The 25,005-nt window shown below is 61.5% G+C and carries 23 protein-coding genes; 12 read left to right on the forward strand and 11 right to left on the reverse strand.

The features are described 5' to 3' along the window. Positions 1 to 98: 98 nt before the first annotated feature. Together ACSSV3_RS09865 and ACSSV3_RS09870 are read right to left on the reverse strand one after the other, a co-directional pair. Positions 99 to 1,304, reverse strand: a complete 1,206-nt coding sequence (locus tag ACSSV3_RS09865; protein ID WP_354324801.1) for a type III PLP-dependent enzyme domain-containing protein — start codon at positions 1,302 to 1,304, stop codon at positions 99 to 101. A 224-nt stretch (positions 1,305 to 1,528) separates the two neighbouring features. After that, entirely contained in the window at positions 1,529 to 2,086 is a 558-nt protein-coding gene (locus ACSSV3_RS09870) for a LemA family protein (RefSeq protein WP_354324800.1), read from the reverse strand. Between the two features lie 68 nt (positions 2,087 to 2,154). On the opposite strand from ACSSV3_RS09870, the gene ACSSV3_RS09875 reads away from it, so the two are divergent. Continuing rightward, entirely contained in the window at positions 2,155 to 3,123 is a 969-nt protein-coding gene (locus ACSSV3_RS09875; protein WP_354324798.1) for a DUF3137 domain-containing protein, read from the forward strand. Here ACSSV3_RS09875 and ACSSV3_RS09880 read toward each other — a convergent pair. Together ACSSV3_RS09880 and ACSSV3_RS09885 are read right to left on the reverse strand one after the other, a co-directional pair. Beyond that, the gene (locus tag ACSSV3_RS09880) at positions 3,116 to 4,309 is read right to left on the reverse strand and encodes a carboxynorspermidine decarboxylase (RefSeq protein ID WP_354324796.1); all 1,194 of its coding nucleotides are present in this window, start codon (positions 4,307 to 4,309) and stop codon (positions 3,116 to 3,118) included. The two genes, ACSSV3_RS09875 and ACSSV3_RS09880, sit on opposite strands and share 8 nt — an antisense overlap. Before the next feature lie 154 nt (positions 4,310 to 4,463). Next, on the reverse strand, positions 4,464 to 5,702 hold the full coding sequence (locus ACSSV3_RS09885; RefSeq protein ID WP_354324794.1) for a saccharopine dehydrogenase family protein: 1,239 nt from the start codon (positions 5,700 to 5,702) through the stop codon (positions 4,464 to 4,466). A 63-nt stretch (positions 5,703 to 5,765) separates the two neighbouring features. On the opposite strand from ACSSV3_RS09885, the gene ACSSV3_RS09890 reads away from it, so the two are divergent. From ACSSV3_RS09890 to ACSSV3_RS09915, 6 genes are all read left to right on the forward strand, one after another. Then, a complete protein-coding gene (locus ACSSV3_RS09890) occupies positions 5,766 to 6,755 on the forward strand; it encodes a threonine ammonia-lyase (RefSeq protein ID WP_354324792.1) in 990 nt (329 codons plus the stop codon). Between the two features lie 75 nt (positions 6,756 to 6,830). After that, positions 6,831 to 8,045: a DUF3419 family protein gene (locus tag ACSSV3_RS09895; protein WP_354324790.1), complete on the forward strand. Its 1,215-nt coding sequence runs from the start codon at positions 6,831 to 6,833 to the stop codon at positions 8,043 to 8,045. Then, positions 8,045 to 8,689, forward strand: a complete 645-nt coding sequence (locus ACSSV3_RS09900; protein WP_354324789.1) for a class I SAM-dependent methyltransferase — start codon at positions 8,045 to 8,047, stop codon at positions 8,687 to 8,689. Before ACSSV3_RS09895 ends, ACSSV3_RS09900 begins: the two co-directional genes overlap by 1 nt. A gap of 69 nt (positions 8,690 to 8,758) precedes the next feature. Further along, the gene (locus tag ACSSV3_RS09905; protein WP_354324787.1) at positions 8,759 to 9,214 is read left to right on the forward strand and encodes an MAPEG family protein; all 456 of its coding nucleotides are present in this window, start codon (positions 8,759 to 8,761) and stop codon (positions 9,212 to 9,214) included. A gap of 10 nt (positions 9,215 to 9,224) precedes the next feature. Further along, entirely contained in the window at positions 9,225 to 9,653 is a 429-nt protein-coding gene (locus ACSSV3_RS09910) for an MAPEG family protein (protein ID WP_354324785.1), read from the forward strand. A 92-nt stretch (positions 9,654 to 9,745) separates the two neighbouring features. Next, positions 9,746 to 10,129, forward strand: coding sequence for a hypothetical protein (locus ACSSV3_RS09915; RefSeq protein WP_354324784.1), 384 nt, complete (start codon positions 9,746 to 9,748; stop codon positions 10,127 to 10,129). A 12-nt stretch (positions 10,130 to 10,141) separates the two neighbouring features. Here the strand turns inward: ACSSV3_RS09915 and trxB are convergent, their stop codons facing one another. Next, a complete protein-coding gene (gene trxB, locus ACSSV3_RS09920; protein WP_354324783.1) occupies positions 10,142 to 11,116 on the reverse strand; it encodes a thioredoxin-disulfide reductase in 975 nt (324 codons plus the stop codon). A gap of 58 nt (positions 11,117 to 11,174) precedes the next feature. Then, on the reverse strand, positions 11,175 to 11,990 hold the full coding sequence (locus ACSSV3_RS09925; protein ID WP_354324781.1) for a tyrosine-protein phosphatase: 816 nt from the start codon (positions 11,988 to 11,990) through the stop codon (positions 11,175 to 11,177). 173 nt (positions 11,991 to 12,163) lie between these two features. Here ACSSV3_RS09925 and ACSSV3_RS09930 point away from each other — a divergent pair, with 173 nt between their 5' ends. After that, complete coding sequence (locus ACSSV3_RS09930) at positions 12,164 to 12,613, forward strand: response regulator (RefSeq protein ID WP_354324779.1); 450 nt, start codon at positions 12,164 to 12,166, stop codon at positions 12,611 to 12,613. Positions 12,614 to 12,627: 14 nt separating this feature from the next. Here ACSSV3_RS09930 and ACSSV3_RS09935 read toward each other — a convergent pair whose 3' ends face one another. Next, positions 12,628 to 14,271, reverse strand: coding sequence for an acyl-CoA dehydrogenase family protein (locus tag ACSSV3_RS09935; RefSeq protein WP_354324777.1), 1,644 nt, complete (start codon positions 14,269 to 14,271; stop codon positions 12,628 to 12,630). A 7-nt stretch (positions 14,272 to 14,278) separates the two neighbouring features. Further along, a complete protein-coding gene (locus tag ACSSV3_RS09940) occupies positions 14,279 to 15,445 on the reverse strand; it encodes an acyl-CoA dehydrogenase family protein (protein WP_354324776.1) in 1,167 nt (388 codons plus the stop codon). A gap of 373 nt (positions 15,446 to 15,818) precedes the next feature. On the opposite strand from ACSSV3_RS09940, the gene ACSSV3_RS09945 reads away from it, so the two are divergent. The 4 genes from ACSSV3_RS09945 to ACSSV3_RS09960 all read left to right on the forward strand — a co-directional run bounded on the left by ACSSV3_RS09945 (position 15,819) and on the right by ACSSV3_RS09960 (position 21,614). Beyond that, positions 15,819 to 18,389, forward strand: coding sequence for a TonB-dependent receptor (locus ACSSV3_RS09945; RefSeq protein WP_354324774.1), 2,571 nt, complete (start codon positions 15,819 to 15,821; stop codon positions 18,387 to 18,389). Continuing rightward, a complete protein-coding gene (locus ACSSV3_RS09950) occupies positions 18,389 to 19,243 on the forward strand; it encodes a hypothetical protein (RefSeq protein WP_354324773.1) in 855 nt (284 codons plus the stop codon). Before ACSSV3_RS09945 ends, ACSSV3_RS09950 begins: the two co-directional genes overlap by 1 nt. A 93-nt stretch (positions 19,244 to 19,336) precedes the next feature. Continuing rightward, a complete protein-coding gene (locus ACSSV3_RS09955; RefSeq protein ID WP_354324771.1) occupies positions 19,337 to 20,752 on the forward strand; it encodes an MmgE/PrpD family protein in 1,416 nt (471 codons plus the stop codon). 13 nt (positions 20,753 to 20,765) lie between these two features. Next, entirely contained in the window at positions 20,766 to 21,614 is an 849-nt protein-coding gene (locus ACSSV3_RS09960; protein ID WP_354324770.1) for a nucleotidyltransferase family protein, read from the forward strand. On the opposite strand, the gene ACSSV3_RS09965 is transcribed toward ACSSV3_RS09960, so the two are convergent. The 3 genes from ACSSV3_RS09965 to ACSSV3_RS09975 form a co-directional block, all read right to left on the reverse strand. After that, entirely contained in the window at positions 21,609 to 22,913 is a 1,305-nt protein-coding gene (locus ACSSV3_RS09965; RefSeq protein WP_354324768.1) for a nucleotide sugar dehydrogenase, read from the reverse strand. The genes ACSSV3_RS09960 and ACSSV3_RS09965 overlap by 6 nt on opposite strands. Before the next feature lie 7 nt (positions 22,914 to 22,920). After that, entirely contained in the window at positions 22,921 to 23,679 is a 759-nt protein-coding gene (locus tag ACSSV3_RS09970; protein WP_354324767.1) for a glycosyltransferase family 2 protein, read from the reverse strand. A gap of 64 nt (positions 23,680 to 23,743) precedes the next feature. After that, positions 23,744 to 24,865, reverse strand: a complete 1,122-nt coding sequence (locus tag ACSSV3_RS09975; protein WP_354324765.1) for a hypothetical protein — start codon at positions 24,863 to 24,865, stop codon at positions 23,744 to 23,746. Positions 24,866 to 25,005: the final 140 nt, after the last annotated feature.

The raw sequence follows: 25,005 nt of genomic DNA on the forward strand, positions 1-25,005 counted from the left end.
AGGCAATGAGGTCAAGTCGCTCCACAAGCGACCCTGGCGCGTCACGCTCAATGACCGAAACGGGGTCGAAACCATCCCGCAGCGCGGAACGGCATCCCTTACCGCAAGCTCACCACGTTATCGCTGGCTTCGCGCACGCGGGTGCCGTTGAACAGGCTCATCATCGGCTCGTCGGCCACGGTCACCACCTGCGCCGCGCCATAGCCGTTGAAGCCGGTTTTCATCGCGGCACCATACGCGCCTATCATGCCGACTTCGATGTAATCGCCCGCCTGAATGTCGGCCGGCAGCGCGAAGGGGCCTTTCATGTAATCGGCATCGTCGCAGGTCGGGCCGTAGAAGGCGAAATCCGCGTCGGCTTCGATCAGATCATCCTCAAGCGCGCGCACCGGGAAGCGCCACGCGACGTGCGCGGCGTCATACAGCGCGCCGTAGGCACCGTCGTTGATGAAGAGTTCTTCGCCGCGGCGCTTGTTCACTTGCACGATCATCGAACTGTATTCCGCGCTCAGCGCCCGGCCGGGTTCGCACCACAGTTCGGCGTTATAGGCGATCGGCAACGCCTCGAAATGCTTGGCGATGATCGCGAAGTAATCTTCCATCGGCGGCGGTTCGAGGCCGGGATAGGCGCTGGGAAAGCCCCCGCCCACGTCGATCATGTCGATCACCACCGATGCTTCCGCAATCGCGGCGCGGGTGCGGTCTAGCGCCTGCACGAAGGCGAACGGCGTCATCGCCTGACTGCCGACATGGAAACACACGCCCAGCCAGTCGCAATGCTGGCGGGCCTGCTGGAGCAGCCCAGGCGCTTCGATCAGGTCGCAGCCGAACTTGCTGGCCAGCGAAAGCTCCGAATATTCGGACGACACCCGCAGCCGCACGCACAGGCGCAGGTCGCGCGGCGCTTCGCCGGTTTCGGGATGGCGGCAGGCGTCGACGATCTTTTCCAGTTCCTCAAGCGAATCGAGGCTGAAGGTGCGCACGCTGTGCTGGAAATAGGCTTCGCTGATCGCCGCCGGGGTCTTTACCGGATGCATGAAGCACAGCACCGCCTGCGGCAAAATCGCGCGCACCAGCCGCACTTCGGCAATCGAAGCGACATCGTAATGGGTCACGCCTGCATCCCACAGCACAGAAATCAAATCAGGCGCGGGGTTGGCCTTCACCGCATAGAGCACCTTGCCCGGAAACTTCTCGACGAAGAAACGGGCGGCGCGCCGCGCGGCGTGCGGGCGGTTGAGAATTACGGGTTCGTCCGGCGAAAGCGCGCGAACTACAGCCTGAGCGTCGGTATAGATGTGCAACTCAAGGGACCCCCGAAACGGTTTGTGAAAACCATAAAACGACAAGCTGCCTTGCGGTTAGGAAGTCCCCTTGGGGCAGCGGGAACGGCGCAAATAGGGCTTGCGGGCCGAATTGCAATCGAAAAATGGGCCGCACCGGGGCGGAATGTTGCTTTTCTGAGGCAACCCTACAAACACGACCGGAATGTGACTTAAACCTGCGGATTTTGCAGTTTCCCGCGCGTTCAGAAGGTTACGCGCGGCACCTGATCGACGCTACCCTGTTCGCTGTCATCGAGCCGGTGGAAATCCGCCTCGGCGAAACCAAGCGCGCCGGCAAACAACACAGCCGGGAACGATTCGCGCGCGCTGTTGAACCGCGCCACGGCAGCATTCAGCGCCCGGCGGGCAGCCGCGAGCTTATCCTCGACATCGCCGAGTTCGGTCTGGAGCGACTGGAAATTCGCGCTCGCCTTAAGATCGGGATAGGCCTCTCCCAAAGCCAGCAGATTATCGAGCGCGACCCGCAGCTTTTGCTCGCTGCCTGAAGAAGGCTCGCTATTTGCCGCCGCATTGCGCGCGGCGATCACTGCTTCGAGCGTTGACGCCTCATGTCCGGCATAGCCTTTGACCGCCTCAACCAGATTGGGGATCAGATCATGGCGTTGACGCAGCTGCGCATCGATATCGCCGATGCCTTGCCGCACACTCTGCCGCAGGCCGACGAGATTGTTGTAGATCCCGATCACCAGCAAAGCCAAAAGGGCTACGACCGCTAAAACCACCCAGACCATAAAATCCATTGTAACCCCCTTTAACCACTATCCGCTACTATGGAGCCGACAGGTTAAAGAATCTCGCGGGAGACGCAATGCGCACCAACATTGATACCCTAATGCAAGGTCAGCTGGGCGAATGGCTCGCAGGGCAGGCAGAGATGCGCGCTTCGGCAAAGGCAAAGGCCAGCGCGCGCTGGGTGTGGGGCGCGGTGATCCTGCTGCCCGCGCTCGCGTTCGTGTGGTTTGCCCCCGACCTGCCAACCGGGCTCAAGGCACTGATGACCTTCGGCGGTATCATGTTCGCCGGTATCTGGGGTTATCAGCCGATTGCCGAAGCGAAAAAGGCGATCAAGATCGGGATCAATTCGGCCATCGCGGAAAGCTTCGGCGTTTCTTACGACCATGAAGTTGAACCGGGCGCGGAGTTTGAGGCGGCCAAGACCTATGGCTTGGTTCCCGATTTTGACCGTTCCGGTTTCGAGGACCGCTGGCATGGGACTCTCGAAGGGCACAGCTTCAACCTTTACGAAGCGCACCTCGAAGAGCGCCGGGGATCGGGCAAGAACCGCCGCTGGGTGACAGTTTTTCGCGGGGTGATCATCCAGATGGGGTTTGGCCGGCCGTTCCGGTCAACCACCCTGCTGCAACGCGCAGGCAAGCATCGCAAATGGCTCGGGCTTGGCGGGGCAAGCGAGTATGTGAGCTTTGATGGTCATCGGCTGGACAAGGTGGATCAGGTGCACCCAGCTTTTGGCGAGGTGTTCACGCAGTTCAGCGATGATCAGGTCGAGGCGCGCGTGCTGGTGCACCCCGGCTATGTCGAACACCTGTTGCGGCTGGAAAGCGCTTTCGGCGCGAAGGAGCTGCGCGCCTTGTTTCGTGCAGGCGAGGTGATCATCGCGGTCGAAGGGCGCAACCTGTTCGAAAGCGGCGCGATTGACGCCAGCGGCGATCATGCCCGCGCCGAAGAAGCTGCGCGCCAGTTCAGCGCGCTGGCGGGGCTAGCGCTGGCAATCAACCAGAACGAGCGCGGACGGGTGCTGAAACCCGGCTCTAGCTGAGGCGATCCCTGAAATCGGCGTAATCGAACCGTTTGATGCAATCGAGCGCGTCGCTTTCACTGTCCCACATCCAGATGCTCGGCAATTGCACCCCGTTGAAGGTGTTGGTCTTGACCATCGAATAATGCGCCTGATCGAGAAACGCGAAACGTGCGCCGGGCTCCGCAGGCACCGGCAGGCGGTAATCGCCGATCACGTCGCCCGCGAGGCAGGATGGCCCACCCAACCGGATCGGGATCAGGTCGGGGTCAGCGATTTCGCCCAGCATGGCGGGGCGATAGGGCGCTTCGAGCACATCGGGCATATGGCAGGTGGCCGAAATATCGGTGATGCCGACGGGAACTTCGTTGAACATCGTATCCAGCAGCGTGCCGACCAGAATCCCCGCGTCGAGCGCGACTGCTTCGCCCGGTTCTAGGATGATCTGGCATCCGGTATCTTCGGCCGCGTCTTTCAGGAACTCCACCAGTTCATCGCGCTGGTAATCGGCCCGCGTGATGTGGTGGCCGCCGCCCATGTTGATCCATTTAAGCTGGCCGAAGAACGGCTCGATCACGTCAAACACCCGGTCCCAGGTGGCCTTCAGTGGTTCGAAATCCTGTTCGCACAGATTGTGAAAATGGATGCCCTCGACACCCTCCATGTGTTCTTCGGTCAGCTGGTCGAGCGGGAAGCCGAGGCGTGATCCCGGCGCGCTGGGGTCGTACTTGGCGACCTCGCCGGTGGGCACTTGCGGATTGATGCGCAGGCCAATGCTGACGCCCGCTCCGTTGGCAGCGGCGTGATCAAGGATCAGCCGCGCGCGTTCATGCTGGCCGGGGGAATTGAAGATCACGTGATCCGACAGGCGGCAGATTTCTTCTAGCTCCTCCGGCTTGAACGCGGCGGAATAGGTGGCTATTTCACCGTCGTAAAATTCGGACGCGAGCCGCGCTTCCCACAGGCCGGAGGTGGAGACGCCGTCAAGATATTCCCCGATGATCGGCGCTGCCGACCACATCGAGAACGCCTTCAATGCAGCGAACACCTTGATATCCGCACCATCAGCCGCCGCCGCATCGCGCACGTCCGCCAGCACGCGGCAATTGGCACGCAGCTTGGACGCGTCCACCACGAAAGCGGGGCTATCGACGCGCGACAGGTCAAAATGGGCAAAGGCGCCCGGATCACCGGCTTTGGTTTGCATTTTCACTCACTCTCGTTCGTCATTGCGAGGAGTCCCGAACTCGTTTCGGGGCGACGCGGCAATCCATTGTCTGACGCTGCAATCACGCGAGATGCCCGAAGCTGGATTGCTTCGCTACGCTCGCAATGACGAAGTGGCGTGAGCCTTGTCAAAATCAGAACCCGACCGGCCCGGCCATTTCCTCGACCGTCCACGGCAATCCGTGCGCGTTTAGCATTTCCGTGAAGGGATCGGGGTCCATTTCCTCCATATTGAACACGCCTTTCCCCTGCCAGTCACCACGCACCATCATCGCCGCGCCGATCATCGCAGGCACGCCGGTGGTGTAGCTTACCGCTTGGTTGCCGGTTTCCTCATAGGCTGCTTCATGCGAGCAGATGTTCTTGATGTAGAATGTCTTCTCGCCGCTGCCGTCCAGTGCTTCGCCTGTCGCGATCACGCCGATATTGGTGTTGCCCTTGGTCGTTTCGCCCAGCGATTCGGGCTTGGGCAGCACCGCGGCGAGGAATTGCAGCGGGATGATGTCGCGGCCCTGATACTTCACCGGATCAATCCGCGTCATCCCGACATTCTGGAGCACGGTGAGGTGGGTGATATATTGATCGCCAAAGGTCATCCAGAACCGCGCGCGTTCCAGTTCGGGGACGAACTTGGCGAGGCTTTCCAACTCCTCGTGATACATCAGGTAGGCGTTCTTCTTTCCTACCGCTTCGAAGTCGAATTCGGTTTTGACCTGCATCGCCGGGGTTTCCACCCACTCCCCATTCTCCCAGTGGCGCGCAGGGGCGGTCACTTCGCGGATGTTGATTTCGGGGTTGAAGTTGGTGGCGAAATGCTGGCCGTGATCGCCGCCGTTGCAATCGAGAATATCAAGCTGGCGGATGGTCTTGAGCTTGTGCTTCTTGAGCCACATGGTGAACACAGACGTCACGCCCGGATCAAAGCCCGACCCCAGCAGCGCCATCAACCCTGCATTCCTGTAACGGTCGTGGTAAGCCCACTGCCAGTGATATTCGAACTTAGCCTCGTCCTTGGGTTCGTAATTGGCGGTGTCCATGTAATCGACCCCCGCTTCAAGGCAGGCGTCCATGATCGGCAGATCCTGATACGGCAGCGCGAGATTGACGACTAATTCTGCGCCGGTCTTGCGGATCAGGTTGACCATCGCGGGCACTTCTTCAGCGTCGATTTCATAAGTGGCGATGTCACGCCCGCAGCGTTCCTTCACCGAAGCCGCAATCGCATCGCATTTCGATTTGGTGCGGCTGGCCAAGTGGATTTCAGGGAAAATATCCGCGTTGAACGCCATCTTGTGGACGCAGACCGAACTGACCCCGCCCGCACCGATGACGAGGACTGGTTTGGGAACCGTGCTGGATTTTGCTGCCGACATGATAGGAACCTTTCGTAATGCGAATCTTGCGCTGCGCTTACGCGAATGAATGGATGGGGACAAATGATCCAGGCTGATGTCAGAATACCGACCGGCGAAGGGGTTGTCGCCGCCGCCGATGCGATTGCGGCGATCCTGCCGCCGACGCCGCTGTTGCCGGTGACGATCAATGGCGTGCAGGCCTGGGCAAAGGCGGAAGTGCTGCAACCCGTCGGCGCGTTCAAGATCAGGGGCGCGTGGTGGCGGTTGATCAACCTCTCGCCGGAAGAACGCGCGGCAGGCGTGGTGGCGGTATCATCGGGCAATCATGCGCAGGGCGTGGCGTGGGCAGCGCGACGGTTGGGTATCCGCGCGGCCATCGTGATGCCGCATGATGCCCCGCAGGTGAAGCTCGACAATACCCGCGCGCTCGGGGCGGAGGTAGTGCTGTATCAGCGCGCTCCCAAGGAACAGGGGGGCGAGGATCGCGATGAAGTGGCCGCCAATTTGATCGCAGAGCGTGCCAAAGACGCAAAACCCACACTGGTTCACGCATTCGGCGATCCGTGGGTGATCGAAGGGCAAGGCAGCGCCGCGATTGAGGCCGCCGCGCAACTTGGCCGCGCGCCCAGCCGTATCATTACCTGCTGCGGCGGCGGCGGGCTGGCAGCAGGTCTCGCATTGGGTGCGCCGACAAGCGCGATTCACCCTGTCGAGCCCGTCGGCTGGGACATGGTGGGTCAGTCGATGGCGACGGGTGCAATCGTCCACGCCGCGCCCGATGCGCCCAAAACCATCTGCGACGCGCTGCAACCCAATGCGACCAAGCCGCTCAACCTCAGCCTGCTGCAAGGCCGGGCCGAGCCGGGGGTGGCCGTAACCGATGCCGAAGTGCGCGATGCGCAGCGGTTTGCCTTTTCCCATCTGCGACTGGTGGTTGAACCCGGCGGCGCGGCGGCGCTGGCAGCGGCGCTGGCGGGCAAGGTGCCGGTGGACGATGGCACGGTCATCATGCTGACCGGCGGCAATGCCGATCCGGCGGCGTTTGCCCGCACCCTTGCCGGGGCTGGCTAGCTGTGGATACCGTCACATTGCCGACACGCGGGCAAAATATGGCAAGGGTCTCACGTGACACAGGAACCAGACCACATGGCCACACAGGCAAAGCGCATCATCGAAGACGCGGTGATCCGCAAGGATGCAAGGATGGGCGATAAACTGTTAGACAAGGCATTTGCGCTGGCGTTCAACGGCCTCGTCTATGCCCAGATCTGGGAAGACCCGGTGGTCGACATGGAAGGCCTCGCCATCCAGCCTGACAGCCGCGTGATGTGCATTGCGAGCGGCAGTTGCAACGCATTGTCCTATCTCACCGCGAACCCCGAAAGCGTGACGGCGGTCGATCTCAACCACGCCCACGTGGCGCTGGGGCGGCTCAAGATCGCGGCGATCAGGCATCTGCCCAATTACGAACGCTTTCACCGCTTTTTCGCCCATGCCGATCACAAGGAAAACAACGCGGTCTATAAATCCATGATCGCCCCACACTTGGACGCGGAAAGCCGCGCCTATTGGGAAAAGCGCGACATTCGCGGACAAAGGCGCATTTCGTATTTCACCAAGGGCATCTACAAAAAGGGTTTGCTCGGCAATTTCATCGGCCTCGCCCATGTGTTTGCCAAACTCTACAAGATCGATCTGGGCAAGGTGCTTGAAGCGCAAACGCTGGAAGAACAGCGCGATGTGTTTGAACGCGAGTTGGCCCCGTTATTCGAAAAGAAGTTCATCCGCTGGCTGACCGATCAGCCCGCCTCGCTGTTCGGCCTCGGCATCCCGCCCGCGCAATTCGAGCATCTCGCCGGCGATCAACGCATGGCCGAAGTGCTGCGGCGGCGGCTGGAAAAGCTCGCCTGCGATTTCGAGGTGAAGGACAATTACTTCGCCTGGCAGGCATTCGGGCGCGGATATAGCCGGGCCGAGGGCGCGCCGCTGCCGCCCTATCTGCAGCGCGCCAATTGGGAGGTGATGCGCGAACGGATCGGGCAGATCGACGTCACCCGCGCCAATATGGTCGACTGGATCGGTGAGCGGGACGAGGCCAGCATGGATCGCTTCGTGCTGCTGGATGCGCAGGACTGGATGAACAACGCCCAGCTTGACGGATTGTGGAGCCGGATCACCCGCGCCAGCCGCCCCGGCGCGCGGGTGTTGTTCCGCACGGCGGCCGAACCCAGCCTGCTGCCCGGGCGGCTGAACGATGCGATCCTGTCGCGGTGGCGTTATCTTGAGGAAACCTCCGCCGATCTCACCCGCCGCGATCGTTCGTCGATCTATGGCGGCGTCCACGTTTACGAGTTGGCCTGATGGCGAACGCAGGTGCGCCTTCGGGTCATGCCGCGCTGATGGACGAGGTTTATCGCGGGCAGCGGCATATTTATGATTTCACGCGCAAATATTACCTGTTTGGGCGTGATACGCTGATCAAAGGTCTGGCGGCGCAGCCGGGGATGCGCGTGCTCGAAATCGCCTGCGGCACCGGGCGCAATCTGGCCAAGATCGGCAAAGCGTGGCCGGGCGTGCGGCTCTACGGCCTCGATATTTCGGCGGAAATGCTCAAAAGCGCGCGCGCCGCCTTGGGAGCCGAGGCACGGCTGGGCGAAGGCGATGCCTGTTCGTTTGACGCAGCGGCGCTGCTGGGCGAACCGCAGTTTGACCGGGTCGTGCTGTCCTATTCGCTGTCGATGATCCCCGATTGGCAAGGGGCGCTGGATCACGCCGCAAGCCTGCTGGCCCCCGGCGGCGCGTTGCACGTGGTGGATTTCGGCGACCTAACGGGCCTGCCGCGTCCCTTCGCCGGATTGCTGAGGGCATGGCTCGCCAAGTTCCACGTCGCACCGCGCGATGACATGGGCGCGGTTGCAGTGCGCATCGCCGCCGCACGCGGTCTGCAGCTCACCAGCACGCGCGGCGCGCTCGGCTATTTCCAGCTGCACGTCCTGGCCGCATAATAGGTGCAATTGACAATCCATCGCCGCGCTCGCAGGTATCGGCTGGAACTTTTGAGAGGGGATCCGACGATGCAAGCGCAAATGCTCGCGCCCGCTGCCGTGCTGGTGGTGTGGACTTTGATAGTATTGTTGTGGATCATTCCCGCGCGGTTCGGGGCGATTGCCAAGATTGAAGATAAATCACTGCTCGCCGCCAAACCGGGCGCGCGCGGCAGTGATCTGGAAGGCGTCATCCCTGACAAAGCCAACTGGCCCGCGCATAATCACACCCATCTGCACGAACAGCCGACGTTGTTTTATGCGACGGTGCTGATCTTGGCGGTAATGGGGCCGGGCGCGCTCGATGTGACGCTGGCATGGGTGTATGTCGCGCTGCGGATTGTGCATTCGCTGTGGCAGAACCTCGTCAACGCGGTGCCGGTGCGGTTTGCGCTGTTCCTGGCCAGCACGATCGCGCTGATCGTTCTGGCAGTACGCGCGGTGATGGCGACGTTGCTGGCCGACCCTTCCGCATTGCCGGTTTAAGGAAAACACCATGATCGGAATGGATATCTTGCAGCCCGTCGTCGCGCTGCTGGCGTGGACGATGGTGATGTGGCTGTGGATGTATGCCACCCGCATCCCGGCGATGAACGCCGCCGGGATCGACTCCAAGAACCTGATCGGCGGCGACGGGGGAAGCCTGCGCGCCAAACTGCCCGATACCGTCAGCTGGAAGGCGGACAATTACAACCACCTGCACGAAGCGCCGACGCTGTTTTACGCGGTGGCAATCGTGCTGGCGATCATCGGACAGGGCGACGGGTTCAACACCATGCTCGCCTGGGCCTATGTCGCCCTTCGGGTGGCGCACAGCATCGTGCAGGCGACGGTAAACCGCGTGATCGTGCGGTTTGCGCTGTTCGCCCTGTCATCGCTGGTGCTGATCGCGCTGATCCTGCACGCCGCGCTGGCGGTATTCTAAGGTCAAGACCCGATAACCCGCGCCGTTTGGCATTGCGACTGCCTCAGGCTCGGATAATTACCGCAAACGCTCAAAAAAGGGAGCAAGTCATTATGTTAAAGCAAAAATATCGTTTTGGTGTGCTACTTGGTGCACTTGCACTTGTTGGTTGCGGTGAAAGCGATTTTTCCAGAGGTGTGTGGACATCTCCCCAAATGGCCGAATTCACGTGCCGTGGAAATTTAATGGTGCTTGGGGTCGATAGCGACCGCGTTCAACTTGCGTCCCTAGGATCCGTCGCGGAAGAATGGCCAAACCTCAAGACCCAATTCAGAGAGGGGGGATCTGTCATTGTTAAGGGCCGCGCCGGCGACGTTTTCAGATTCAGAGACGAAGGCGATGGCACAATAACACTTGAAGAAGCCCCGGATACCTTGGAGGCATATTTCATAACACCAGCGGAGTTGGTCAATTGCGCGAACTTCAAACAAGGTTAGCTTGCGATAACCCTACACGGCCACCTTGCTAACCTGCTCTTTTCCGTAGGACAATGAGGCGAGATAGCGTTCGCCGTCGAGCGCCGCCATGCAACCCATCCCTGCTGCGGTGACCGCCTGCCGGTAGACATGATCGGTCACGTCCCCGGCTGCAAACACGCCGGGGATCGCGGTTTTCGGGGTGCCGGGTTCGGTCAGCAGATAGCCGCCTTCGTCCATCGGTAGCTTGCCCTTGAACAGTTCGGTCGCAGGCGCATGGCCGATCGCGACAAACGCACCGTCCACTTCGATGGTGGACGCCTCACCCGTCGCCGTATCTTTGAGCGCGAGGTGGTGGAGCATGCCATTATCGCCAGCCACAAAGCTTTCTACTGCCTTGTTCCACAGAACTTTAATCTTGGGATTGGCGAACAGGCGTTCCTGCAGGATCTTTTCCGACCGCAGGCTGTCACGGCGGTGGATCAGGGTCACGTCGTCGGAATGGTTGGTGAGATACAGCGCCTCTTCCACCGCCGTATTCCCGCCGCCGATCACCGCCACCTTCTTGCCGCGATAGAAGAACCCGTCACACGTCGCGCAGGCGGATACGCCTTTGCCGCCCAGTTCCATCTCACCCGGAATGCCCAGCCACTTGGCCTGCGCGCCGGTGCAGATCACCAGAGTTTCGCCAATATATTCATCGCCGCTGTCGCCAATCGCGCGGAACGGCGGGCCGTTTTCGAGGTCAACCGAAACGATGGTGTCCCACATCATCCGTGTGCCGACGTGTTCGGCCTGCGCCTTCATTTCCTCCATCAGCCACGGGCCTTGCACCACCTCGCGAAAGCCGGGGTAATTTTCGACATCGGTGGTAATGGTAAGCTGGCCGCCGGGCTGAAGTCCTTGAACAACAATGGGTTTCAGCATTGCGCGCGCGGCATAGATCGCAGCGGAATAGCCCGCCGGGCCGGAACCGATGATCAGCATTTTGGTGTGGTGGGTGGCCATTACGATTTGCCTTCCAGTGAATAACAGACCCGCGATATGGGAGCACGCAGCGCGATTGTCACGCCACCAGCTTTGCTCTGAGGCGCTGTTTCCGCGCCTCATCCACACCTAATTTCTGCGCGAGATAGGTGTCGAGCGAACCGTAATCGCGCGTTATCTCTGCAATATAAGTATCTATATACTCTGGTAAAACGCCCATAAGATTGTGCAACGCCTCGGGCTCGATGGCGCCATAATACGCCTCCATCCGGGGGAGCGACTGGCGTTCGAGCACATCGCGGGTGGGAGCATCATTGGTGCGCAGAAATTCGGCCACCACATCATCGTGGTGGACGCCGAGCGTGTGGAGTAGCAGGCTGGCGGCGATCCCGGTGCGGTCTTTTCCGGCAAAGCAATTCACCAGAGATCCGCCTTCACGTTCATCCAAAGCATTGAAATATCGCGTAAACATCGCAATCATCGCAGGGTTGACCGGCATCCGCCGATACACCGCCAGCATCCGCTGCCGCGCCTTTTCGGGGGTCATCACCACCTGCCCGCCGCCGCCTTCGTGGGGTGGAGAATTGGTTGTTTCACCATCAAACACAATCACTTGCGCGGCAAAGTTCGGATGGCGTCGACATGGAAAGCCCTCCCGCTCGCTCACCCCGCGCAGGTCGATCACCGTGCGGATATCAAGCGCGTGGATCAGCGCAAGATCGGCGTCGCTCGCCTCCATATGCTGGCCCGACCGGAACAGCACCCCGCTGCGCACCCGCGCCCCGCCGGGCACTGCATAGCCGCCATAATCCCTAAGATTATGAATGCCTTGCGTAATATAAAACGGGCCGGATCGGGCAATGTTGGGCGGATCGCCAAGGTTTTCACGAATCATCACCCCGACACTGACAGGGTGCCAAGACGGGGGCAAGGCCGGTCTAAGAGGGGTCTAGGTGGGGTCAAGCCAGGGTCTAGGGAACTCTACGAGGGGTCAAGCCAAGCCCGCCGGAACCCGCCATAGTTAATGGTGCATTTTCCAACACACCCACTTCGCAAAAGCCCGCACCTATGGCCCGAATCCTGATTGCCGATGATGATGAACTGATCGCCGGACTCGCCAGCGAAGTGCTGATCGATGCCGGCCATGCCTGCGGCTGGGTGACCAGCGCCGAGGCAGCGTGGGATTGCGTGCATCGCAAGCGGCCCGACGTCCTACTGCTCGATCAGGCGATGCCGGGCGAATCCGGCCTTTCGCTGCTGCGCCGCTTGCGCATTTCGCCGTTGCTGTATGATTTGCCGGTGGTGATGTTCACCACCATCAGCGGCGAGGAGGATGAGGCGCAGGCGATTTATGCCGGCGCGCAGGATTTCCTGACAAAACCGTTCGATCCGTTCGTGCTGGTCACGCGGATAAACCGGCTGCTGAAACGCCGTGGGGATCGCCCGCGCCATGTTGATCTTGTCCACGCGGTGCTGGCCCAGCCGGTCACAACCCAGCCGTTACGGCGCGCGATTTAAGGCGCCCCCTCCCGCTATTGTTGGCCGCCCAACAGGCCGCGGCCGATCACCTGCGCCTGAATCTCCGCCGCGCCTTCGAAGATGTTGAGAATCCGCGCATCGCACAGCACCCGGCTGATCGGGTATTCCAGCGCATAGCCATTGCCGCCGTGGATCTGCACGGCATTATCCGCCGCGCTCCATGCCGCCCTCGCGCCGAGCAGTTTGGCCATCCCCGCTTCGATATCGCAGCGCGCACCGCGATCCTTGGCCCGCGCGGCATAGTAGGTCAGTTCGCGCGCCATCACGATTTCTACTGCCATCAATGCCAGCTTGTCCGACACGCGCGGAAACTGCGTCAGCGCCGCGCCAAACTGCTTGCGCCCCTGCGCATAATCGAGCGCCAGATCAAAAGCGTTCCACGCCACACCGATGGCACGCGCGGCTGTTTGAATGCGCGCGCCTTCAAAGGTGCGCATCAGCTGTTTGAAGCCCTGCCCTTCCGCCCCGCCCAGCAGGCCATCCGCGGCGACCGCAAAGCCATCAAACCCCAGCGCATATTCCTTCATCCCGCGATAGCCGAGCACGGCAATCTCGCTGCCGTCGATCCCGGCATCGGGGAACGGCGCGGCTTCGCTGCCGCGCGTCTTTTCCGCCAGCAGCATCGAAAGGCCCGCATAGCCGGGGCGCGAGGGGTCACTGCGCACCAGCATCGTCATCAAATCAGCGCGCGCGGCGTGGGTGATCCAGGTTTTCGCCCCCGTAACCCGCCAGCTGCCATCGGCCTGCCGTTCGGCGCGGGTGCGAACGCTGGCAAGATCGCTGCCGGTATCGGGTTCGGTGAACACGGCAGCGGGCAGGCACGATCCATCGGCGATACGCGGCAGAAACCGCGCCTTTTGCTGCGGCGTGCCATTGGCCGCGATCAGCTCGCCTGCGATTTCGGATCGCGTGCCAAGCGATCCGGCACAAATCCACCCGCGCGACAATTCTTCGGACACCACCGCCATCGCCAGCTTGCCCAGCCCCAGCCCGCCGTGGTCTTCGGGGATGCAGATGCCGAACACGCCAAGCGCGGCCATTTCCGCGATCACCGCATCGGGGATCAGCGCATCGGCAAGGTGCCACTGATGCGCGAAAGGCGTAATTTGCTGCGCGGTAAAGGCGCGAAATTGCTGACGAATCAGATCGAGCGTTGCGTCCCCCAATCCCTCATCCGGGCGCACGCCATCGGCCAGCAATGCAGTAAGCGCGGCGCGGGTATCGGGCGTGCTGCCATCGGCCAGCAGGCGCGCAACTGCCGGATACGCTGACAGCGCGCGCGCCTCAGCCCCGGTGCCGAACGCCGATGGGCGCACCACCTCGCTCGCGCTCATCGGCAATCCGCTGGCAATCTGCGCGAGGTATTCGCCAAACCCGATCCGCAGTGTCAGTTCTTCGGCCTCGCCAAACTGCCCCGCCGCATCGGCCCGCACGGCCCAATCGAGCGTCGCCTCCAGCGCAGCGATGCTTGCCGCGATCCACGCAAAGCCATGCACGCCGTGCTGTTCGCGCGCCATCAGCGCAGGCTGCGGCGCGCCGTCAGGGGCAACCGCGTACAACACTGCTGCCCGCACCGCCTCGGCATAATCGCGCGCCGCGCCAAGGCTGGCGCGCGCTGTATCAATCCATTCGCTCATGCCCGGATCATTCCCGCGTGCCCAGCAATTGGCGCGCCACCACCCAGTTATGCACCTCGCTTGGCCCGTCATAGATGCGCATGGTGCGCAGTTTGTTGGACATGAGGTAAAGCGGCAATTCGCGGGTCATCCCCATCGCGCCGAACATCTGCATCGCGTGATCGACTATCTCGTAAGCGCTTTCGATACAGAAGCTCTTGATCATCGAGATTTCGCTGCGGGTATCGCGGCCTTCGTCGATTTTCCACGCGCAGTCATAGGTCATCAACCGCATCGCGTGGATTTTGGTCGCGGCGTCGCTGATCCAGTTCTGCACCGTCTGACGCGCCGATAATGGCTTGCCAAAGGTGGTGCGCTGCGGGGCGTAATCCACCATCATGTCGAGCGCGCGGCTGGCCATGCCGATCGCCCATGATGCCATCTCGATCCGCCGCGTGCCCAGCCGCACCTGCATCGGCGCAAACCCCTGCCCGCGCGTGCCGAGCAGTTTCCACCCCGGTACGCGGCAATCCTCCAGCACGATTTCATAGGTCGCGGTGCCATCGATCATCGGGATCTTGCGCAGCACGTTGAAGCCGGGGGTATCACGGTCAACCAGAAAGGCCGACATCGCGTTGCGGCCATTGGGGTTCTTGTCGGTCACGGCCATCAGGATGGTGAAATCCGCCTCTGCCCCGCGGGTGATCCAGATCTTGCGGCCATTGATGATCCAGTCATCGCCGTCCTCAACCGCCAAGGTGGTCATGCCTGCCGGATCGGCCCCCGCGCCGGGTTCGGAAATGCCGATGGCAGAGATGGTCTCGCCGCGCACATAGGGTTCCAGATAGGCGGCGCGCTGGCGTTCATCGGCGGCGACCATCAGCATCCGCAGATTGGGGGAATCGGGCGGCAGGGTATAGGGCACAGCGGTGCGGCCCAATTCCTCGTTCACGCCAACCATCGCCACCATCGGCAGGTTCATGCCTCCGACTTCCTCGGGCGCGTCGAGCCCCCACAGGCCCAATTCGCGCGACACCGCATCAACCGCAGCGGTTTCCTGTGGGGTGAGATAGCTGCCCTGCCCGGCGGATTCGCGCGCCAGCACGCTGGCTTCGAGCGGCATCAACTGGTCGCGCACAAACTTGCCGACCAGATCTTTCAACATGGTGTGTTCGTGGCTGAGATCAAAATTCATCTGCGGTGTGTCCCCGGCTGCGGTTGGATGCCATGCCCCCTGACAACACACAATCCGGCGCGTGTCACCCGCAGGATTGCGCGGTGGAGGTAAAAATTGGGGGGTGCACGGGGTCGCTGTCAATTATTTGTCGTAAATAAAACCTGACAGAAAACTTACAGAATTGTCATTTTTGACTCACGTTGAAACAATAGTTTGCCATTGCTGCGATCAGTCATGAATGATCCGGCATTCAATTTCATAAAACATTCACTGATTTGCCACGCCTGCGCAAAAATAGCCGCATAGGTGCCCCTGCGTATTCGGAATGTCGGTTCAACCGGCAGATAGGGGAAATCAGATGAAGGCCTATTTATTTGCAGGTGTGTGCTCAGTGGCGGCCCTTGCGGCCCAGCCAGTCTATGCGCAAACGACCGATAATGCTGACGATCTTGCAGAAACCGACGAAGGAATCGTCGTCACCGGCTTTCGCCAGAGCGAAGAGCGCGCGATTGAGGCCAAGCGCAAAGTCTTTGTGGTCAGCGATGGGGTTTCGGCTGATGACATCGGCCGCCTGCCCGATCTCAACACGGCGGCAGCGCTGCGGCGCATCCCCGGTGTGGCGGTGCGCAATGACCAGAACGAACCGCGTTTCGCGGTGATACGCGGTCTGGCACCAACCTATAACCGCACCCAGATCAACGGCGCGATCGTCGCCTCGGCCGACCTTGGCGGATCGCGCACGATCCCGCTCGACGTGATCCCCTCATCCATCGCCAGCGAAATGGCGGTGCTCAAGACCCTGACCCCCGATATGGACCCCAACGCGATTGGCGGGATCATCAACATCAAGACCAAAAGCGCGTTCAGCGAAAGCCGCCCGTTCCTGACCGGCACGGCGGCCTATACTCTGTTTGAACAGCAAAATGATGTCGAGCGTGATGCCCTGTCGTGGCGCGCCAACATGACCGGAGGCACCCAGTTGGGTAGCGATGATCAGTTCGGCGTGGTGCTCGCGCTCGATTATTCGCGCCGCAATTATGACATCACCCAGTTCGAAACCGCCAACCCCAGCTTCAATGAATTCACCGCCGCCGGCACGCCGACCACACTCGGCAGCCCGACCGGCAATGGCATAGCGGTTCCGCTGGAACGCCGCCTGTTCCTGTATAACAACGTGCGCGAGAGGTTCGGTTCGGCCTTGTCGCTGGAATGGCAGGCCAACCCCGATCTCTACATGCGGCTGTTCGGCACCTTCAACCGGTTTGACGATGATGAAACCCGCCACGAAAACCGGTTCCAGCAGCGCGGCAATATCACCAATCAGACCCCGACCAGCGGCACCTTTGAACGCGCCCGCAACCAGATAGGGCTGAACACGCCGCAGCAACGCCAGGAAATCTGGAACGCGCAGTATAATCTGGCCTGGGGCGGCGAAGGCCCGTTGCGGGTGGATGTGGACGCCATCTATTCGGGCGCGCATGGCCGCCAGCGCAATGCGTCCGAAGCCTTCCGCACGCCAACCGGCACCGATTTCGGGTTCAATTTCGACAGCAGCGATTTCTTCTTCAACTTCTTCCCGATCAACCCGAGCGCGATTGCCGATCCGGCCCGCCACATCCATGTCAGCCGCAATGAGACGCTCGCGACCGTCGATCAGGATGTGTATGAATTGCGCGGCGCGTTGACCTATGCACAGGAAAGCGGCAGCTTTGATTACGAAGTGAAGGCTGGCGGCCTCTATCGCCGCACCGATCACGTCAGCGATCAGGATCAGACCACCTTTACCGTCGATCCGGCCTCGGGCCTGGTTTACACGCTCGACGGAGCATTCACCCGCAATCCGATGGAGGTAATCGGCGGACAGCGGTTTGATCTGGTGGTTGACCGCACTTTCACCACTGCGTTCTTCAACGCCAACCGGTCTTCGTTCCGCGCGGTTGAAAACAATATCGTGTCCGACTTTACCGTGGACGAGGATATTTACGCCGGTTTCCTTCAGGGCCGCGTGACCACCGGCCCGGTAACGCTGCTGGGCGGATTGCGTTATGAACGCACCGAAACGTCGAGCGCCGCATCACGCGTGGTCAACGGGGTGATCGAACCGGCCAATGCCGATGGCTCCACCAATGATTGGCTGCCCAGCGTCCATCTGCGCTGGGATGTCACCGACGATTTCGTCATCCGCGCGGCCTATACCACCACCATCAGCCGTGCCGATTTTGGCAGCGTGACCGCCGCAGAAACCGTCAGCTTTGCCACCGGGACGAGGCCCACGGTCAGCCGCGGCAATCCCGGCCTCAGCCCGCGCAAGAGCGACGGGCTTGACGCGTCGCTCGAATATTTCACCGGCAATGGCGGGCTGGTATCGCTCGGCGTGTTCTACAAGGATATTTCGAACGAGATTTTCACCCTCACCGTGGTGGAAACGCTCGATGTCGGGCGTGGGCCGGAAGAGGTTGAAATCTCGCAGCCGTTCAATGCCCAAAGCGCCGAATTGCTGGGGGTTGAAGCCGCTATCCAGCAGCCGTTGACCTTCCTGCCCGCGCCGTTTGACGGGCTCGGCGTCAACCTCAACGCCACCTATGTCGATAGTGATCTGACCGTGCTGACCGCCGCCGGGCCACGGAACCGCGGGTTTTTCTTCCAACCCAAATGGACGACCAACGCTGCGATCTATTTTGACAAGGGGCCGATCCAGGCGCGCGTCGCCTATAATTACACTGGCGGCTATCTGGAAACGATCAATTCCACCATCCCCGATGCCGACCAGTTCTGGAAATCACGCACCACGGTGGATGCGCAATTGCGCTATCGCCTGACCGATAATGTCGAAATCTTTGTCGAAGGCGAAAACCTGACCGATAGCGGGCGAATCGAACTCACCGGGCCGAACCGTGATCTGTTGCAGGAAGCGGCGGAATTTGGCCGGGCGTTCTCTATCGGCGTATCGGCGAAGCTGTGATGCGGGGGTTGATTGTACTGGGCGCGCTGACCGCCCTCACCGCCCCGGCCCACGCGCAGGACAGCGATGCTGAGCAGGTGCGCCCGCCGGTATCCGCGCCTGCCACCGTGTTGCACAGCTGGCAGGCACCCGAGGCGCGGCAGGGCGCGGCGGTGGATGATGCGCATTTCTATGCCATCACCAACGCGCGGATCGGCAAATATCGCCGTTCTGACGGGGCGAAAGTCGCCGAATGGGTGGGTGATGCGGATGCCGCACGCGGCGGGCGGCGCATCGTGCACATCAATAGCTGCGCGGTGATCGCGGCTGAGCTGGTATGCGCCCATTCCAACTTCCCGCATCTGCCGATGGCGAGTTCGGTTGAGGTGTTCGACACTGCCACCTTGCGCCATATCCGCTCGATCCCGCTGGGCCTGCGCGCGGGATCATTGACCTGGCTGGTTCGGCACGAAGGCCATTGGTGGGCGGGCTTTGCCAATTATGGCCAGCGCGGCGGTGAGCCGGGGCGCGATCACCGTTTCACCCGGATCGCGCAGTTGGACGACAATTGGCAGGAAATTGCCAGCTATGCCCTGCCCGCCGATGTTCTGGCGGCGCTCGCCCCGATGAGCGCATCGGGCGGCGCATTCGGGCCCGATGGCTTGCTGTATCTGACCGGGCATGATGAACCTGAAATCTATCAGCTGCGCTTGCCGCAACAGGGCGCCGTGCTCGAATGGGTCGGCACAATCCCCGCGCCGCTCGCCGGGCAGGCGTGGGCGTGGGATCCCACATCGTTGGAGGGGCGCTGGCGGATTTTCGGGATCAGGCGCGCGACATCCGAAGTGATCGAATTCCAGCTTCCGGACAGGTGACGTTACCGGCGCAATGCTTGTGCAATGAGCGCGGCATAGCTATCGGCCCTGCGACTGTGCACAAACGGGCGCAACCGGGCCGAGGCGAACAACGTGAACACCAATCCGCTTGATATCTATGGCGCATGGATTGCTGACGTGCCGGATCGCTGGCCTGACGATGCGCGCGACTGGGCGCACCGCGAATTTGTCGATACGCTGGCGGTGATGGTGCCCGGCGCGGCAGAACCGGTGGCGCACAAACTGTTCGCCACCCTCGCCCCGTGGGGCAGCGGGCCTTGCACCGTGATCGGTCAGCCGCAGATGCTGGCTGCACCGTGGGCCGCGATGGTCAATGGCACGATCGCCCACGTGCTCGATTTCGATGACAATTTCGATCCGCCAAAGGCCCACCCCACCACCGTGCTGCTGCCCGCGATCATGGCGATTGCCGAGCAGGAACGGCTTTCGGGCGCGGCCTGCATTGATGCCTATATTGTCGGGCTGCAAATCCTTGGGCGGATCGGACAGGGGCTGAACCCCGCGCACCGCAACCGCGGCTGGCACGCCACCGCCACCGTCGGGGTGATGGGGGCCACGGCGGCGGTAGCGCGGCTGATGAAGCTTGACGCCGCCGCCTGCGCGCGCGCGCTGTCGATTGCCACCAGCATGTCGGCCGGGTTCATGAGCCAGTTCGGCACCGAGATGAAGCCAGTTCACGCCGGGCTGGCGGCCAAGGGCGGGATCATGGCGGCCAGCATGGCGCGCGCCGGGATCACCGCCGGGCGCGATACGCTGGACGGGCCCACCGGGATGAACCGGCTGATGGTGGGGCCGGATTACGAAGAATTGCGCGATACCATCACCCATATCGAACATGGTCAGAACCTGCGGTTTGAACTCGACAATGTGGGCGATCCGCTGCTGATCACCGCGCACAAGTTCCGGGTGAAGCGGTTTCCCACCTGCGGCGCGATCCACCGCGCGATGGACGGGGTGCAGCACCTGATGCAGACCCACGGGTTTGGCGCTGATGCCGTCGCCAGCGTGGATCTGCATATGCCGCGCGTGCATTTCAACAATGTCTTCTACACCGATCCGCAAACCCCGCTGGAAGCGAAGTTTTCCGCCGAATATGCGGTCGGCTGCATCCTTGCGCGCGGCGATTGCACGCTGGCGGATTTCACGCCTGAACGGGTGATGGGCGCCGATGTGCGCGGCCTGTTCCCGATCATCCACCGCCACCCGGTGGACAGGCTGGAGGGCGAATTTCCAACCGAGGTTCACATTACCCTCAAGGATGGGCGGCGCTTCACCTCGGTCAATGAATGGCCGCTGGGCAGCAAGGCCGCGCCGTTTACCTGGGCGCAATATTGGGGCAAGTTTGACGCCTGCAGCGCCGGGGTCATCACCGCGCAGGCCCGCGATCATCTGCGCGCCGCTCTCGAACAATTCCCCGCCCTTGCCGACGCGGGCGACGTGATGCGCCGCGCCGGGCAGGCCTTCGCCCCGCCCGCTGCCAACGGATAAGACAGGACAGATCATGCCAAGCCAGACAGTTACGCATCCCCAAACGGCCGGGCAAAAGCCAGCCGTGCTGGTGATGGCCGCCAGCCGCCGGGGGGTGGATGATCCGGTCGCAAAATTGCAGGGCAAGGCGCACAAATGCCTCGTCGAGATCGACGGGCAGGTGATGCTCGAACGGGTGCTGGAAGCGCTGATCGACAGCGATTGTTTTGATCGCATCCACGTCTCGCTCGACACGCCCGATGTGCTGGAGGCGACCCCGCGGATGCAGGCATGGGCGGCGGCCGGCACCACGGTTTTCGTCGCCGCGCGCGGTAATCTGGCGGACAGCGTGATCGCGGCGGTTGAAGAAATCGACAACCCGCTGCCGCTCGTCATCACCACCGGCGACAATGCGCTGCACACGCCCGAACTGGTACGCGATTTCGTGAACGGGTTTCTGGAATGCAGCGAAGACGTGGCGCTCGGCCTGTCGAGCGAGGAAGTGGTGCTGCGCGAATTCGCCAATTCAGGTCTGGCGTTTCACCAGCTCAAGGATGGGGGATCATCATCGTGCAACCTCTATGGCCTGCGCAATGCCCGCGCGCTGAGCGCGGTGAAGGTGTTTGAAGGCGGCGGCCAGTTCGGCAAGCGGCATATGCGCATCCTGAAGGCATTCGGGGTGTGGCCGTTTGTGCTCTACAAGCTGAAACTGACCACGATGCGCGGGCTGATTACCGCCATCGGTCGGCGGTTGGGGGTGACAATGGCCCCGGTGATGCTCGATTACCCGTTCGGCCCGATCGATGTCGACCACAAGCATTCGTTCGAGATTACCGAGGCCGCGCTGATCCGCCGCCGCATCGCCGCTGAAAAGGCTCTATAAGCGCTGATCAGCAGCGCCCTTCGGCAGCGCGGCTTTGACATCATACAGTGCCGCCCCCGGCTTACCCAGCGCGCGAATGGCCTCTGCCCCCATCGCGACAATATCGCCGTGCGCCACTGCAAGGATGATCCCGTCATATTTGCCGGGTCCCAGCGTGGTCAGCGGGCGGATGCCATATTCACGCTCGCATTCATCGCCATCGACCCAGGTGTCATAGACATCGGCGGCAATGTCGAATTCACGAAGGTGCTCCACAATGCTCGCCACTTTGGTGTTGCGGTGATCGGGGCAATCTTCCTTGAAGGCAAAGCCCAGCACCAACACCCGCAGATTATCGCGCAATAACCCCTTGCGCCCCATCAGGCGGACGAACTGGTTGACCACATATTTGCCCACGCGGTCATTGATCCGGCGCCCGGCCAGGATCACTTCGGGGTGGTGGCCGATTTCTTCGGCCTTGTGGGTCAGGTAATAGGGATCAACCCCGATGCAGTGCCCGCCGACCAGTCCGGGGCGCACCGCCATGAAGTTCCACTTGGTGCCCGCCGCCTCCAGCACTTCGGTGGTGTCGATGTCGAGCAGGTTGCAGATCATCGCCAATTCGTTGGCGAGCGCGATGTTGAGATCGCGCTGGGTGTTTTCCATCACCTTGGCCGCTTCGGCCACGCGGATCGAGCTGGCCCGGTGGGTGCCTGCCGTCACCACGCTGCGATACAGCGCATCGACGAAATCGGCCGCAGCCGGGGTCGATCCGCTGGTGATCTTGAGGATATCGGGCAGCTTGCGCAGTTTATCGCCGGGGTTGATCCGTTCGGGGCTGTAACCGCAGAAAAAGTCGCGATTATAGGTCAGGCCTGACAGTTCTTCCAGAATCGGCACGCAAAATTCATCGGTGCAGCCGGGATAGACCGTGCTTTCATAAATCACCACATCGCCGCGTTTCAGCACCATACCGATCGCGCGGGTGGCGCTTTCCAGCGGGAACAGATCGGGATGGTTGTGATCATTCAGCGGGGTCGGAACGGTGACGATGAACACGTTGCACGCCGCCATGCTGGCCCAGTCGAGCGTGAAATCAAGCTGGGTCGCGGCGGCCAGTTCTTCAGGCGAGGCTTCGCGGGTTTCATCATGCCCGGCGCGCAGGTTTTCAATCCGTCCGGCGCGAATATCGATCCCGACTGTCGGGTATTTCTGTCCGAAGGCGACCGCCACCGGCAGGCCGACATAGCCCAGCCCGACGACCCCGATCCGCGCTGCATCCAGCGTCAGCGGAAACCCTTGCGATTCGTGCTGGCTCATCGGCGTGTCAGCGTTCGGTGGTTTGCAGCGGCCAATAGCCGGACAGGATGCGTTCACCACCCTCCCCGCGCTCAACCTCGGCGATCACACGCTTGCCAATGCCTGACAGATTGCCTTCGTGCATCCGGTAGGAAAACAGCGCTTCGGGGATATGCAGCCCCTTCCAGCCATTGGCGATGATGCGTTTCCACTTGTGGTGTTTCGTCCCCTTGCGGATGGTTTCATCATAGGGGGCGGTTTCCATCACCGGCGCAGCCAGACACATCGCCGGTTCGGGAATGAAGGAATAGCGTTCAATCAGCGCCGGATCGAACGCGGTCGAGCGGCCCCGGTCAAGCACTTCGCCGGTCTGCGAAATCAGCGTGCAATCGGAATAGACGATGGCAATGGCAGGGTCTTCAGCCCGCGCAGCTTCGAGTTCAGCTATCGTCCGTTCTGCATAGCCGGGGCTGAGCAGATCGTCGGAATCATGGATCACGAAATAATGCCCGCGCGCATGGGGCATCCCGCGATTGAGCGCGCCCAGTTTGCCGACATTTTCGGGCAGTGCGATCAGCTGGGTCGAAAACAGCCGGTCGGCTGCCGCATCAAGCGCGGCGCGGATGACCTCCACCGAATTATCGGTGCTGGCATCATCCACCACGATCAGTTCGATCGGGGCATAGGTCTGATCGGCAATGCTGGCGATGGATTCGCTGACAAAGCGGGCGTAATTGTAGTTCGGGATGACGACGCTCAGCAGGCCGTCGGGGAGAGTTTCGGTCAATGGGTGTTCCACTTGTCAATGGGGCCGCGTGGCGCGATGGCGCGCTTTAGCCCGATTACGGCGATTATGCCAAGGCCTGCGCGCGCGGAAAGAGATTTGCGGGCGATGAATCGAGCTGCGCCAGCGCATCGCCGCAGATTTCCGCCACGCGCCGCCGGTCTGCTTCGGAAATGGACGCACGCTTTTGCGCGCTGTCCGATGTGAACTGCTGCTGGTTGTTATCGTCTTTGGAATGGAAGTTGAACTGTTCGAGCATCAGCGCAAGCTGGTCTGCATCGGGCCTGAAATTCAACCCGCGCGCCAGAATATCAGCGAATTTTTCGGGCTTGATGTCGGTGTAATTCACCAGCGCCGCCCGCCCTTCCATCTGCGCGGCAAACCGCAAATATCGGGCAAAGCAATGCGCCAGATATTCGATTTTATCCATCGCTGCGGTGCTGCGCCAATCCTGCCCGGACAGGAATCCGGCCTGCCGACGCCCCTTGGCCCACACCACGGCAGAGGTTTCACGCAGCACCGAGGCGATGACTTCCACCGGATCGCGATAGAGAAACAGCGCCGGAACCTGCGGAAACGCTGCCAGCGCAAAATCCATATACAGCGTGTTCCACGAAATGAACTTGATGAACGCGCGTTCTTCCTGCGCAAACCGGCGGCGGGTCATCGCTAGCACCAGATTGCGAAACGCATGCAGATTTTCCGCGCTTGGGACGGCATCTTCGGCCCAGTCGCGCGTGATCGTGGCCCAGAACCCGCGCTGCAACGGCGCGCCCTGATTGATCACCAGATGGCGCGGGCTGCGGGCCAGCGCCTTGCCGGTCAGGGTCGAACCGCAGCGCGAAATGTGGAACATGAAACCGCTCGGATCGATCGGATCGGCAAGGATGCGGTCGTCCTGCAAAATTGCAAAATCGGTGACGAAAGACGCACGCAAAACGCCCTGCTCGGCCAGCGTGCTGATGGTGAAAATATGCTGCCATTCGCGATAGGGATAATCGCCAATGTCAGCCCAGAACACCTTGCCACTGCCGCCGCTGTCAACCTCGGGATCAATCGCAACCGGGATCATTCCCGGCGCAGCGTGGATCGCCGCAATGGCATCCTCTGCGCCGAGGGTGCGGCTGGCGATCCCCGGAATCAGGCCGGAGACCACTTCGTGATCGGGCAAGGCGTAAAGAGCGGTCAAAGAAAATCCGTCGGCTGGGTTGCATCATCCGCAGCTTCGCGGACACGCGGCCCTAAGGTTCGCGCCGCCGCGCTGTCAACCGCTGGCGCAATAATCGCGCTCGGCCCTTTTCAAGTCCGGGCAAAATCGGCACAGCACCA

The sequence above is a fragment of the Porphyrobacter sp. MBR-49 genome (genome assembly GCF_053628655.1).

Excerpts from the sequence above, each read along its gene's own strand:
- ACSSV3_RS09870 (WP_354324800.1), bottom strand. The coding sequence starts at position 2,086 with ATGGATTTTATGGTCTGGGTGGTTTTAGCGGTCGTAGCCCTTTTGGCT.
- ACSSV3_RS09875 (WP_354324798.1), top strand. The coding sequence starts at position 2,155 with ATGCGCACCAACATTGATACCCTAATGCAAGGTCAGCTGGGCGAATGG.
- ACSSV3_RS09880 (WP_354324796.1), bottom strand. The coding sequence starts at position 4,309 with ATGCAAACCAAAGCCGGTGATCCGGGCGCCTTTGCCCATTTTGACCTG.
- ACSSV3_RS09885 (WP_354324794.1), bottom strand. The coding sequence starts at position 5,702 with ATGTCGGCAGCAAAATCCAGCACGGTTCCCAAACCAGTCCTCGTCATC.
- ACSSV3_RS09890 (WP_354324792.1), top strand. The coding sequence starts at position 5,766 with ATGATCCAGGCTGATGTCAGAATACCGACCGGCGAAGGGGTTGTCGCC.
- ACSSV3_RS09895 (WP_354324790.1), top strand. The coding sequence starts at position 6,831 with ATGGCCACACAGGCAAAGCGCATCATCGAAGACGCGGTGATCCGCAAG.
- ACSSV3_RS09900 (WP_354324789.1), top strand. The coding sequence starts at position 8,045 with ATGGCGAACGCAGGTGCGCCTTCGGGTCATGCCGCGCTGATGGACGAG.
- ACSSV3_RS09905 (WP_354324787.1), top strand. The coding sequence starts at position 8,759 with ATGCAAGCGCAAATGCTCGCGCCCGCTGCCGTGCTGGTGGTGTGGACT.
- ACSSV3_RS09910 (WP_354324785.1), top strand. The coding sequence starts at position 9,225 with ATGATCGGAATGGATATCTTGCAGCCCGTCGTCGCGCTGCTGGCGTGG.
- ACSSV3_RS09915 (WP_354324784.1), top strand. The coding sequence starts at position 9,746 with ATGTTAAAGCAAAAATATCGTTTTGGTGTGCTACTTGGTGCACTTGCA.
- trxB (WP_354324783.1), bottom strand. The coding sequence starts at position 11,116 with ATGGCCACCCACCACACCAAAATGCTGATCATCGGTTCCGGCCCGGCG.
- ACSSV3_RS09925 (WP_354324781.1), bottom strand. The coding sequence starts at position 11,990 with ATGATTCGTGAAAACCTTGGCGATCCGCCCAACATTGCCCGATCCGGC.
- ACSSV3_RS09930 (WP_354324779.1), top strand. The coding sequence starts at position 12,164 with ATGGCCCGAATCCTGATTGCCGATGATGATGAACTGATCGCCGGACTC.
- ACSSV3_RS09935 (WP_354324777.1), bottom strand. The coding sequence starts at position 14,271 with ATGAGCGAATGGATTGATACAGCGCGCGCCAGCCTTGGCGCGGCGCGC.
- ACSSV3_RS09940 (WP_354324776.1), bottom strand. The coding sequence starts at position 15,445 with ATGAATTTTGATCTCAGCCACGAACACACCATGTTGAAAGATCTGGTC.
- ACSSV3_RS09950 (WP_354324773.1), top strand. The coding sequence starts at position 18,389 with ATGCGGGGGTTGATTGTACTGGGCGCGCTGACCGCCCTCACCGCCCCG.
- ACSSV3_RS09960 (WP_354324770.1), top strand. The coding sequence starts at position 20,766 with ATGCCAAGCCAGACAGTTACGCATCCCCAAACGGCCGGGCAAAAGCCA.
- ACSSV3_RS09965 (WP_354324768.1), bottom strand. The coding sequence starts at position 22,913 with ATGAGCCAGCACGAATCGCAAGGGTTTCCGCTGACGCTGGATGCAGCG.